Source organism: Serratia sp. DD3 (genome assembly GCF_000496755.2).
Genome location: NZ_AYKS02000047.1, coordinates 173,119 through 186,669, shown reverse-complemented (window position 1 = coordinate 186,669; position 13,551 = coordinate 173,119). Strand labels below are relative to the sequence as shown.

4 protein-coding genes and 1 pseudogene are annotated in these 13,551 nt (G+C 46.0%); 1 reads left to right on the top strand and 4 read right to left on the bottom strand.

What is annotated here, in order from left to right; genetic code table 11:
• Positions 1-531: 531 nt before the first annotated feature.
• Positions 532-1,980: a radical SAM protein gene (locus IO95_RS08375; RefSeq protein WP_037384771.1), complete on the bottom strand. Its 1,449-nt coding sequence runs from the start codon at positions 1,978-1,980 to the stop codon at positions 532-534.
• Positions 1,981-2,818: 838 nt separating this feature from the next.
• Here IO95_RS08375 and IO95_RS08370 point away from each other — a divergent pair.
• Positions 2,819-3,859, top strand: a pseudogene (locus tag IO95_RS08370) (IS630 family transposase).
• 453 nt (positions 3,860-4,312) lie between these two features.
• On the opposite strand, the gene IO95_RS08365 reads toward IO95_RS08370, so the two are convergent.
• From IO95_RS08365 to IO95_RS08355, 3 genes are all read right to left on the bottom strand, one after another.
• A complete protein-coding gene (locus tag IO95_RS08365; RefSeq protein ID WP_235186751.1) occupies positions 4,313-4,507 on the bottom strand; it encodes a hypothetical protein in 195 nt (64 codons plus the stop codon).
• Between the two features lie 510 nt (positions 4,508-5,017).
• Entirely contained in the window at positions 5,018-7,387 is a 2,370-nt protein-coding gene (pbpC, locus tag IO95_RS08360) for a penicillin-binding protein 1C (RefSeq protein WP_023491885.1), read from the bottom strand.
• A gap of 57 nt (positions 7,388-7,444) precedes the next feature.
• Positions 7,445-13,459 carry an alpha-2-macroglobulin gene (locus IO95_RS08355; protein WP_023491884.1) on the bottom strand — a complete coding sequence of 2,005 codons (6,015 nt, stop codon included), beginning with the start codon at positions 13,457-13,459 and terminating at the stop codon, positions 7,445-7,447.
• Between the last annotated feature and the right edge of the window lie 92 nt (positions 13,460-13,551).

The window sequence follows — 13,551 nt, the reverse complement described above, 5'->3', positions numbered from 1 at the left end:
AGAGAGAGGTACAGTACAACTCAACGTCAAAAACGAGTAATTGGCTTGGCTCGCTTCTTGGGTTTGCCCGAATATGCCTCAGGGATACTCTGATGCTTCAGCTTTAATTTGAGATAAGGGTGTACCCACACCACTGGCTCACTGCTGACAATCCCATCATGTTCACTTGAGCCACATACACCCCGATTCAACAAGATCGTCTCATACGTTGCCAAGCTTTCAATGCCCTGGAACATGTGGCTGAGGATGCGGCAGCGGTCCTTATGGGTGATTTTATTGGGATTGACCAAGTATGTTTGGCGCACTGCGTTGCGGATTGCTAGTCCTCGCCCCGGACAGTTAACCCCTTGCCCAATATAGATCTCAACAAGCTGAGAATGTCAGAACGGTGGAACACCAAAGTAAGCTTGATATATACCAGTGCGCTGCCGATTTAAAGTTTGCTAATGCAGAGAAAGCTAATTCAATACCCATCACATACCATATTCAAAAGACCGATGATAATTTTAGTAACGTTAGTGCATAATGTATTCACTTTTTATTAAGGGCTATTTCTTTATTTGCTTTTGCAATATCACAATAATACTCATTAATTGACAATGGATCTCCATGCGGATTTTCATTCGCATTTCTAACCATACACATGGTACAATAATCTTTATCTGAACATTGAACACATTTCGGGAAGTCATGCTTTCTTATTCCCCTTAGATATCTAATTTTATCTGATTTATACCAAATATCGCTAAGGGTATCATCCTTCACATTGCCTACAATATAATTCTGCCAGCCAGCGCAAGGATATACATTTCCATTATCCGCTATACAAATAGAAGAATTACAAACACTACAGACAGAATCGCTTTCCATAATATTATTTTCTGCTTCTGTTTTTTTAATATAATCTGGATTGTGTTTAAGTTTATAACTAATCACCTCTTTTACTTCATTAATTGATAATCGACAATTAAGATTGTTTATTGAATTGTTATATTTAGCTATAATGACATAATCACTCCCCGCATGAATATTATATTTATCAGCCCACTCCACAACATCATTATAATAATTTTTATTCTGCTTCATTATAGGGCAGCTTATTTGTAGGGGAATGTCATTTTCAATTAGATTTAAAATTGCCCTTTTTGTTTTTTCGAAGCTGCCTTTTCTTTTGGTAATTTCATCATGGATGTCAGGATTCATAGAATACAACGATACTTGCACGCCCAAGAGTGGGTTTGATTTCATTTCTTTAAGTATTTCACTATTAAGAAAAGTCAAATTGCTAAGGATGTTTACTGAAAATTCACCTTCTCGGCATGCTTTTAAAAAATCACAAAAATTTTTGTGCAACATTGGCTCCCCACCACTTAATGTCAAATGTAACACCTTCATTTTTTTACATTGTTCTAATATGTCATAGAATAGTACAGGTGAGATATTGTTTATTTTATATTCATGAGGAATATAACAGTGGATGCATCTTTCATTACATTTGCTCGTAATTTCTATATGTAAGCTTGTAAGCTGAGGTTTACCACCGAAGTGTTCTTCTAAAAAATTCTGAGTAGATTTCTCTGGATAAGCAATAGTCGGTGAAAGAATTTTTCCTACTTTTTCTTGCTCTACATCTTTATAAGAAAATCCTTTATCTTTTTCTTCACATTCATGTGGGGTTTTTCCTGATACAATAAATCCATCAATTTCCAGCATGGAATAAAATTCCTCAGAGTCATTTTTTATTATATCAGCATCAGCACCTGTAAATTTATTTATTATTTTTTCAACTATTTCGTCAAATGGTTGAGGTTTTATATTTAAAACAGAGAAAAAAATCGCTCCACTTTTTGACAGGATCTTATCTCCAATATAACGCTCATTGGCATTCGTTTTTTTATATCCAAAATTTCTGTTATCTGTTATATAACCAAATGAATCATATTCTCTGAATATAATATTGGATTTTTTCTTTAAAAACATATCAATATACCTTAATACGTAATGAGACGACGGTTAGGGAATACCATTGGATAAGTAAATTATCAGCCATACACTATACATAAAGAAGTTGCTAGAAAAATATATAAACGCAATTGTTAAAAGGGATCGTTTTTTTAAGCTTTAATAATAAAGATCATATGACATTTATATCCTCTATTTTTTGTGATTTAAGCTTTTTCACTCGTTCAGGTCGAGGAGGCCTCTTGGTATTAGAAGTCTAACCGGTTAATATCAAGAGGCTTTTTCTTAAAAATGCCAAATATATCAGTTTACCTGTAGAGATGAAGATTACAAGTAACTAATTAGCGTCCACTTGGTTTTGGTGGATTACAAGGTCTTCCGCTAGGCTTATTATTTGGACGACATTCAGCCATTTGAGTAGTGCTTTGTGCTAGCACTTCAGGTTTTTTGTAAATCATTCAATAAATCTCCTTTTTGTAGACCTACGATTTTTGACATTTCATTGTCGACAAGTACGATGGGAGATACATTGTTTTGGATCAAAATATGGCAATTTAAATGCTTAAAAATGCATCTAATGTTTCGTTTTATTGAAGTGTTCATGTGGTTCACTTAAGCGTTGCTACAAAATAGGTTACCCAAGTAATCGACCCATATGTGCAACTGTCTCTTATGCTAGCCAAGTACTGATACAAGACAAATCCTTTCCATACCGCAATTGTATGTCACGATAGAGCCACATACTCAACAACCTAAATACCTGCGCCAAATAGTAGATCACTGAAGGGAACTCAATCCGGTTTGAGCGATCTGATCAATCGCCAAACATCACAAATCCTCACAACCGGACTGAGTTATGCCGATCATAGCATCCATACCCCGACATGAACGACGCCAGATGCAAAAAATTGTCCAGAAAACGCCAGATAAAAATTATGCCAGACGCCTTATCGCCATGTTGATGTTACACCGTGGCAACACACTGACTTACGTAGCTAAGACCTTATGTGCCGCCCGTTCCTCTGTCGGGCGGTGGGTGAATTTGTTCACATTATGCGGCTATGAAGGATTGGAAAGTCTTTCACCTGGACGACCCAGAAAATGGCCCACAGAGGCGATGTTGAAAATGCTTGATTTGCTCGTTCAGCGTTCTCCCTAGGACTTTGGCTATCTGCGTTCTCGATGGAATACAGAGATGTTAACGATTGAAATTAATAAATTATTTAACTCAACGTTACATCCTGGCTCACTTCGGCGCTGGTTGCCAAGAGCCGGTATTGTATGGCGTAGAGCGGCCCCAACGTTGCACATACGAGATCCTCATAAAGAGGAAAAACTGGCGACTATCGAAACCGCATTGAACAATAACAGTCCAGAGCATCCCGTTTTTTATGAAGATGAGGTGGACATCGACCTGAATCCTAAAATAGGTGCCGACTGGCAGAAAAAGGGTCAACAGAAACGCATCGCAACACCGGGCAAGAATGAAAAACATTATCTCGCAGGAGCCCTTCATGCCGGAACCGGTAGGGTTGATTATGTCAGTGGGACACATAAAAACTCGAGTTTATTCATTAGCCTGTTATGCAAGCTGAGAAGCACATATCGAAGTGCCAAAACCATTACGCTGATTGTCGATAATTACATCATTCACAAGAGTAAAGAAACATTGAACTGGTTGCGACGGAACCCGAAGTTTATTGTTATTTATCAGCCAGTATACTCACCATGGGTAAACAGAATAGAGCTTCTGTGGCTGGCTTTACATGAGACAGTCACACGTAATCACCGTTGCCGGACAATGTGGCAATTGCTGAAAAATGTGGGTCAGTTTATGAAAGCCGCCTCACCGTTCCCTGGCAATAAACCTGGCTTAACAAAAGTGGAGCGGTATTAGGCGCAGGTATTTAGTACATGTTGTGTTGTATAATAATGTGGCATCCAGCGACGAATATCCAACATTTGGCCTACCTCACGCAAAGGCCATGTCTTTTCAGTAAGTACTTCTGCTGAATTGGGGACTTAAATCAATCACTTTTGCTAATAACCCAGTTATATTTGAATTTATGCAACCGAGTAGTGTTGATCTGCATTGTACTGCTAACACCCATCAACCAGCAGGTTTAACACGGCTAAGTGGCTTACAGGCGCTATCACGGGCCAATCTCTGCTAATACCTCATTGAAACTTTCTATGTTAAGGCATGAGCGCGACCACATACACCGCAGGCCCAGCAGTAGTTTCATCCAGTGCCCCAGAATCCCGTCCAACAAGAACTTGACATTGTAGCCATTAGGTTTGAAAACAACTGTGATCGCTGTCAGCGGAAATACGGTCAACCTAGCCCTATTTACAACCCTTTTGCATTAACCGTGTTGTTAACCCAGTTTTTTTCCTGTGGCGTCAATTCAAGTTTTCTAATACGAGTTAGAAATGTATTGATCACCTGAATATCAGAATCAGTAATACGCGCCAGCAGTTCGGACGGGATGCCCTTGCTAACTATTGCTTTACGGTGGCTCTCATAGTTTTTGCTGTTCATCATTAAACGCCTCAATAGAGGGACGGCTATACGGTAAGACGTCTTGCACAAGGCTGCACCGCCAGCAGTCTCTTCTGAGAAAATAAAAGCCCCTAATAAGCTAATCCCATAAAGTCGGACAGTTTACACTAAGCGGCTAACGAGACATGAGTTAGGAGCAGAGTCAGCGCTGATGGTATCCAAGTATGATGGTACTGGCAATCTCAAATGAGTGAGGGTTAGCTAGGATCATCTGCTGGTAGCTGCTAAACTTGTAATGATTAATAACCTAATGAAAATCAGGTACTTAATTAAATATAGGCCAAAGTTTAACTTTTAACTTATTTTCTTAAAAAAATAATACAAATCATAGACATGATTATTTTGATATAAAACAATCATATATACACTTTTCTATAATGCCTGTTACTGGCTTGTTTTTATCGCTGCTTCAACAAACCGCTTGAAGCCATAATACGGATTACTTGGCACCACTCAAGCTACCTGGCTGCTACCCCTGCTCACTAAAACATGTCAGTTAACCCGTTCAATCGTAATCAGGCGGCTATCGGCACGACCATGGTCGTCTACGGCTCTGATACGATACTGGCCGTTATTGATTGGCCGCCAATCAATGGCTTGTTTACTATTACTGCTGCCAAGATAAATATCGTCGACAAACCAGTATACCGTTTTACTGTCCGCATCTGTCACGGCATTGAAGGCGATTTTGTCACGCCCCTGTTGCGATTGCCTCAGGGTATAAGTGGTATTTTTAAGTGGCGACGTTATGCGCGGTGGGTTACCACTCACCAGCGGTGTGCCATCTTGGCAATGGTTTACTGGCGGAGTCCGTTTGGGCAAACCTGCCTGCGCAAAAACATTGGCCAAATCCGAAGGCCAGAATTCAAAAACTTCAAGACGCGTTTGCGATTTATCATACGGTGGGCAAGCTACTTCACCACTTTCAATCTCCACCACCACCGGGCGATAGACCGTATCCACCTTAATAGGCGACTTGCCAGGAATAAACCAGGTTTTGCCTTTCTGCTGACACCACTCAGTAGGCAGGTTACCACTAGCCAAGCAAATATCCTGCCGTTTCAACTGCTTCGGGAACCGATGCTTGGGTTCCTCAATCCCCGGGTAACTGGCATTAATACTGTCGATAATGTTGAAAAACAGCGGAGCCGCCGCATCAACGCCGACAAAGACGTTATTTCCTTTGCTGTCAAAATTGCCTTCCCACACCACCAGCACATAAGGCCCGAAAATACCGACACTCCAGGCATCGCGGAACCCCCAGGAGGTACCGGTTTTCCAATAGACCGGTAAAGCGGATGAGCGCTGTGCCAAGGTATCCCCTGGCCGGCGATGCTGGCGTAACATATCCAACGTCATAAAGCTGGCTTCTTCACTCAGTAACCGTATCGGCTGCTGGGGGGAAGCATCACTTGGCTGCATACGTAATGGACGCAGCAAACCTCGATTAGCCAGTATGGCGTACAACTTAGCCAGTTCTTGTGCCGTGACTTCACCGCCCCCCAGCACCAATGAGAGTCCATAATGGTTCTCACTGGCCAGATTGGCGATGCCGGACAAACTTAAGAACTGATAAAACGTTGGCTGGCGTAGTTGCGAAGCCACATACACCGCCGGAATATTACGGCTGAAATTCAGAGCATCAGTTGCCGTCACCGGCCCCAGAAAACGCCGATCAAAATTCTCTGGCGCATAGGCACCAAAAGAAGATGATACATCCTTTAAAATGGTCATGGGGTGCAATACCCCCTGCTCCATGCCTAACGCATAAATGAAGGGCTTCAGTGTAGAACCGGGGGAGCGCTTGGCATTGGTACCGTTCACCTGCCCCTGGATCCCTCGGTTATAATAATCAGCAGATCCTACCAGCGCACGCACCCCCATATCACGGCTATCAACCAGTAATACCGCAGCATTATGTATGCCTCGGCTTTGATTACGGTTAATAAATGCATTCACCTGTTTTTCAATCAGCTGTTGCAGCCCGGCATCTAGCGTTGTCTCCACACGAGTATCTAACTGCACCAGCCGTTGTGTCTGCTGCTGCAATTGCTCAATAAAGTGTGGCGCAATGTAGGGCATTTGCTCCGGTTGGCGCAGTGCCAAAGGCAACTGGAACCAGGCTTTCTGGCTGCTGTCAGTCACATAAATCCCTTGCCAGCGCTGAAACAGGCGATTACGTGCCTGGGTCAACGCCGCCCCCAGCACCCCGGTCTTAGGGTCAATACGGTAACTGGGGGATTGTGGTAACACCGCCAGTGTCAACGCTTCCGGCAGCGTAAGATCTTCTGGTGTCTTGGCGAAATAAATCAGGCTCGCCGCACCAATGCTCTCAATATTGCGCCCATAAGGGGCGTAATTCAGGTAGGCTTCAAGAATATCGTCCTTGGAATAATAGAGTTCCAATTGGATAGCACGCAGCACCTGCATCAATTTTCCTGTTGGGGTACGGGTATTCAAGTGCCAATGCATTCGTGCTAACTGCATGGTGATCGTCGACCCACCTTGCATTTTGCCACCCGCCACATAGCTGCGCCAAAAACCGCGCAACAGACTGACTGGGTTAAAACCGGGGTTGTAATAAAACCAGCGATCCTCGTGTAACAAAATCCCCCTCACCACCAACGGTGATATCTTTTCTAACGGTGTCCATAGGCGATAACGATCATCATTGGCTAAGGTGATGCGCATTAGTGTGCCATGGCGGTCATAATAAACTGCAGAGAGGGGGAGCCCCTGCGAAAGTGGCGGATGAGGCCATAACCTGGCTGCCAAGATCACCAGCGCCAGCAAAAATACCGCCATTAAAATATTCTGCAGCCAGCGTTTAACCGCAGTAAAAGAAACAGGGAAGATTTTCATCAATTCTCAATACAAAGCTGAGCCCCGAGGTGGGTGTTAACCACGGGGCTCAGGTTGTCACTCACTTCCCGCAGGCACTACCACCAGTTTACCGCTCCCAACAGACATTGCCTGTACTTCACGGTCATACATCGCTTCACCATAAGCAGGTGGGATGACAAAGCTACCGGTGTTCGTCGCTTTAATCTGGTAGATAAACTCTTGGATATCCGTCGTCGCACTACCATAGATAATCACCCGATCTTCACGGATATCGCTGTAATCAGGTGCCCAAGTTGAACCCGTGGCTGCCAACGGCGACTGCCAGCCGCCTTGCGTACTCTCGCTCTCTTCACCTTCATCGCCGGCAGGCTCTGGAGCGGTTTGTTGTACTACTTCAAATCCACCGGGTAACAGGTCAACAATTGCCAGGTTATTCTGCCCTTGTTTCGAGTTTGCCCGGACTTTCAGATGGACGTTAATCTTCTGCCCCAAGGTCACCTGAGTAACCGGTTTGCCTTGTTCATCGGTGTAATCACGGGTGATTTCTAAACCGCGCGTAATGGCTTTCTGCGGAGCAGCAAGGTCATAGCCGGCCTGAGTGACCACATACCAGGCTGGGGCCTCGCTGGCATTGGCGAAGCGGATAGCCTGAGCATCAGCGCTAAACTGCCCTTTAGCAAACAGCCCGACGACCGAGGAAATCACTTGCGGATCCACCGCCCCTGATTTACCAGTCTGGGTGATGGTTAATGTCTCCGTTGAAGAAGCTGCCTGTGCTGCTAACTGAGCAGAATAACTTTCCAACGCCAGGATACTCATTGCCGAAGAATAAGTGGTATAGCGATCTTCTCGCAACGCCTTGACCATATTTTCCAGTACCTGCGGCGGTATCTCAGAAATTTTTTCTGGGAAATGCCGGGTAATAAGGTAGAGGCGTGTAGCATCCTGCACCAGCGGATCGAAATAATTCTGCGTCCACCACCCTTTGTCGTAAGCCTTACTCAATTGCTTCCAACTTGGCTGTAACAAGGTATTGGCAACATCATCCATTTTTAACAGCCGATAAGAGGAGGCCAGATACAAGGCACTCAAATCTGTTTTCCAGCTATCTGGATACATTTTCTGCAATGTTGCCTGTACCGATGCCAACGAGTTGGTAGTGAGTTCGCCCTGCAAAGTCAGCAGATAAATCGCCCAGGTACGCAGACGCAAGTGATAAAGGTCGCTATCACCGCTGGCGGCCAACTCACGTAATGCACCATTAGCATCTTCCAGCATCCCTTCTGGCAATGCATAACCCGCTGCTTTGGCTTCCAATAGATACTGCACCACATAAGGTGTAACAAATGGGTCAGTCTCTGGTGAAGAACGCCAAACACCAATGGCGCCCCGGTCATTCTGACGGGAACGCAATACACCCAGCAGGTTTTTCAATTGTTGGCTGACTTCAGCATGGCTCAGGCCGCTCTGCATTTCCGGATGTTGGCTCTGCATGATCAATGGGATCGAGCGGCTGACGATCTGTTCAGAGCAGTAATAAGGATAATCCGCCAAATACTGTGCCAAACCATGGCTCAATACCAATGGTGAATGGGATACCGCTGCACTACGCTGTGCATAAGCATCAAACATCTGCCGCAAGTGATCAATATTCTGGCTACTGCCATTCATCCGCCCCATCACCGATTGTGTACGGTATGGCATCGCTGGGCGGACTGATGTGCTGATAGTGCGACGGCTGGTTTTATCGCCATAGCGGGCTTCAAACGTCAACGGGGCATCCCCCAATGCCGCTTTGGCTCGCAGGCGGAAGTTGATTACCCCCTCACGCTTGGCTGCCAAAGAAAGGCTCTGCTCAGCATTACCTACTACCTCCAATTGCGGTGGCGGTGTCAAATGCACCGTAATCGCCACTGGCGTGCCATTGCCCCCCTCAAGGTTATTGCTCACCCCGACGCTGACATCAAACTCGTCCCCTGGTGCCACCATCGAAGGGACATTCGGCGTCATAATGAAATTATCACGCACAGTAGTGGACGTTTGCGTATTACCGATTTTACTTGGCGTAACCGAAATCGCCATCACGCGGATTTTGCCATTAAAGTAATCCGGTACCGGGTAATGGAACTGTTTCTCGCCATTTACCTCGGTAATACCAGACCAATAAGCCACCGGCTTGTCACGTTTACGTTTGAACGGATTCAGGTTGAGATCTAATCCTTCCCCCCCATCACCACCAGGAGCCGCCGACAGCGACATCAATTTGCTGAATTCCGGCAGGATCAAATCAAGGATCTGAGAGCTTTCAACACTCAGTTGCCGCTTGCGGAAGAAGAACTCCAATGGATCTTTCAGGCGATAACGCGCTACCTGCAAAATCCCTTCATCAACAGCGAACAGGGCTACCTGTTGTGGACCATCAGTTTTTACCGTCATGGTCAGGTCTTCGCCCGGTTTAATCACCTCCGGTGCCAACACTTGCAGGCTGTTCTTACGGCCACTGGTGCTGATTTTAAATGGCATAACGCCATAACTCAGCGGGCTCATAAAGATTTCACTGGAATTCACATCACGTACAAACTGCACGTTGATATAACCGTTACCTTCCATCTCGGCCGGCACAGATATTTTCTGCACCGAACTGGTGGTGTCCGTATGGAACCACTGCCAGGCATAAACACGGTCTTTTTCAATCGTAATCAAGCCACTACCGGTATAAGGTGCGTTGATCGAAACTTCAACTTCTTCACCCGGTTTATATTCCCCCAGGTTCAATTTCAGCTTCAGCTCCGCATTGCGATCCAATGAGCGGCTAAGATTGGCATTCCCCGCCACACTGTAGGCGATACGGTTAAGTACCTTACCTTGTGCATCCTCAATCACCAGCACAAAATCACCCGGTGCCTCGGTCGCCAAAGTGATATCGTTGCCCTGCTCCGTCAACGCCAGTGGTTGCTCTGAAAGCTGGACCTCCTTCATCTTCGACTGATATTTATAAACACCGGAGTTCTGTTTGGTCAGTACGGAGATATATCTCTGTTCAATCAACACTAATTTCAGGTCAGGCAGCGCCACTTGCTTCAGCGCAGGATCAACGGCAATCACGTTCAGATGGCGTGCGGCTCCCCGGTTGATATAGCCCAAATCTCCGTCAGCTTTCACACCGACCAGATAATCATACGGTGAAACCAATACCCGCGCTGTGGCAGTCACTGAACGCCCACCGCCAGCCACAAAGGCTTCTGACAGCAATTGCAGTTGATAAGTGGCATCCGCATAAGATTTCAAGCCCAATGGGATGGTGGCTACCCCTTGCTCGTTGGTAGTCTGGTCTTCCAACTGGGTTTCAAAACCATCGTTATTCTGGCGGTTTTCATAGAAGGTATAATCTGGGAACTGATCAAAACGCGGATACATTGGCCGCAGGGTCAGCTTGGAGGTAACACGCCGATCCTGGGCCGGGGTACCAAACAGATTCTGCACATCAATGTTGGCCTGTAATTCAGCAGGCTTAACCCAGCCTTGCTGGCGATTCGGCGTTAATGTCAGCTTCACCTTTAACTGGTCAGGCTCAAACTCTTTCACATTGACCAAGGTGTGACCCAAGAAAGTGGAAGCCTCGTTATTTTTACCAACCAGATATAAGTAAACATTCCACTCGCCCGTTGGCGCATTTTCATCGGTGGTATAGCTGAGTTCATTGAAACCACTGCTGCTCAGGGTTAATGGCACGGTCATCATCAGTTTATCGCGCGGATCACGGATCTCGGCCCGTACCGGTACCCCGGTCAGGGCAATGTTCCAGTCTGCCGCTCGGGTAATTAAACCGATATTGAACGTATCCCCTGGCCGGTACACACCGCGATCAGAGAAGAGATAGCTGCTCAACGTACGCGGATCAACCGGTGTTTCTTCACCCTCGATATCAAAACGGGAAAAGTCCAACCCACGGTCATTATTACTGCTGGTGGGTAAAAACGACACATCCCCCTCTTTTTCCACCAGGAACATCACTGGTTGGCGTTCATTGGTATACACATCCAATGCTGGGAAACGGACATGCCCATTGGCATCAGTCACCTGACTCAGCAAGGTGACACCGTTCTTGGCAATCACCGAGACCTCAGCATGACTGACCGGTGCCCCAGTGTTGATGGATTGCACAAATACATCACGGGTTTTATCTTGCGAACGCTTGGCAATAATCCCCAGATCTGTCACCACCACAAAGCGTGAATCCCCTGCGGCAGGTGCCCGAACCTCTGAACTCGGCAAGTCATCCCCGGCCAGTTGATCCTGTTCACTCCCCTCTTCCGCCGTCTGCGCTTTTTTCTTCTCTGGTTGCCATTCGGAAAGGGTCAGCAAGAACACCCCACGGTGAGAATCAGAATTGGTGGAGAGGTAACGAGAAAGATCGACCCCCTGATAACTCACTTCACCCGGTTTATCATTGTTGATAACGGTTTGATAATTGAAATGTTCAGTAAAGTATTCATCATTAAGCTGGTTGAACTGCGCCGAAGAGTACTCACTGCTCTTAAACGAGACAATGTGCTGTAATTGACTTGGGATCACTCGTTTAATATCCAGACGTAAACCTTGCACATTACGCGCTGCTACGCTGATTTGTTTATCGCCATTAACCGATAACAGCGAACCTTGGGACATAAACTGCAAGGTCTTAGGGTAATCCGGCACCTCTACAATGCGATAAACCCTGTCCGGCATTTTGTAACCACCGGATGAGGTCATCAGGTTCGTGACCTCTATCAACATAAAGCGGTGAGCTGGAGCATCGAATTTGAAGCTAAACTGCGGTTGATAAACCTCTTCCGCCTCATTCAAGGTCAAAACCAATGCTGTCGATTGCGCCAGAATGCGCTTATCAATGTCGCCGACCTCAGACCAATGGTAAAAATCGTCAGGATCTTGACTGGCCTCGGAATCATCAGGGTGATGTTGTGGCAGTAACCAGGCTTTAACCGCTTGCCCAACATCCTGGTCTTTTACGGCATCGCTAAAGGCAACCACCAACGCACGCTGGCTATTGGTATTATCACTATTCACCACTTGAGCACTGACTTCTTTCACCGCAAGACTATACAGTGTCGGGATAGCAACCCAGTTTTCCTTGGTTTTTGTAATACTATTGGCCGCTACCACTGACTTGATGCCTGACCCTAATACCAGATGCACCTTGCCACCATGATCCAGTGCCATCAAAGGCTGCGAATGGATCCAGGCATTGAGTTTCTTCTCATCGTAGATCACGGAGAAATTGAGCGGTTTTTCAGACTTGGTGTTAGCTTCAACCAACCCCATGGCTATCTGTTTCTCAAAGCTGGCCACATCGACGGGGGCATTGAATTTGACGTTAAAGATTGCACTACGCTTTTGCGGATCTTGCGGATCCTGATAGTACTCTGCTTGACCAAGTTGATAATCAAAGGCAGGGACATTAAAGGTATAACGCGTATTAGCCAGCTTGATTTGTGGTGCCAACAGCACCGATGGGTCAAGTTTGATTTCGTAGCTGCCCCCCATTGGTAATGGTTTTTGGGAGGTAAAAACCAATGTCCAGGCATTGTCCCATTTCCACTGCCCTTCAATAGCGGGCGTGATTTTCACCCCTTTATCGATCACTTTACCGGCATCAGTTAACGGAGCCGCTGAGTTTTTAAAGGTGAGCGTTACTTGCTGTGGTGCGGCTTTCTGCACCGTAAAGTTGATCGGTTGAGGGTCGGAAACCCTGACACTGGTTTCCTGATAGACCATTGGGGCTGGCTCTATGGGCTGCGGCCGGTTTTGCCACCAGTGCCAACCGTAGTAACCCCCACCGGCGATACATAATAAAACCAGTAGTATCAGGCTGATTGTTCCCGGATGTTTATCCACCCCAGTTTCCAGGCGCAAAAAAACACGTTTAACCCAACCTGAAAATACCGTCCACCAGCCAGGTGCACTCCAGGCCAGGTTACCCACCAACGGCTTGAACAACCGCCCCAACAGGCCAAGGATTATCGCCAACAAGCGAAACACGCCTTTTATCAACGTAAAAGGCAAACGGAGGAGAAACTTTAGTAAATCCATTATCTCAGCACCTTAGAATCCTTGATACCTGCGGTTATGTTATTACCCATCGCACTTCAAGCGAGGGAAAAGGTCTTTTTTGTTCATAACGC